General features: G+C 62.7%; 1 pseudogene. It reads right to left on the bottom strand.

The window, feature by feature from the left end:
* Positions 1–242: pseudogene (locus tag ABR397_RS23815) on the bottom strand (RHS repeat protein); the annotation flags it as partial.
* Positions 243–279: the final 37 nt, after the last annotated feature.

Genomic DNA, 279 nt, shown 5'->3' with positions numbered 1-279 from the left:
CGGCCGTGTTTGTCCCATTCACTCAGACGGGTGTGGCCGTCCGCATCTGTGTAGCCGTTCGGCAGGCCAAATTCATCCCACAGAATATGGTGTTCCGTGCCATTGCGGTCGAGGCAGTGGATGATGTGGCGCGCGTCGTTGAGGCGCCAAACCGTGCGGCTGCCGTCGTGCCAGTGTGCCGTGCGGGTCTCATCATCGTATGCCAGCCGATAGCCCGCCCCCTCGCTGGTTTGCTGGGCCATGACACGCCACAGCCCTTCTTCAGTCTGCTCCCACTGG

This window comes from Photorhabdus viridis (assembly GCF_040256935.1).
GTDB classification, from domain to species: Bacteria; Pseudomonadota; Gammaproteobacteria; order Enterobacterales; family Enterobacteriaceae; genus Photorhabdus; species Photorhabdus viridis.
The sequence above is the reverse complement of the archived record's forward strand: the minus strand, read 5'-3'. Positions and strand labels throughout refer to the sequence as shown.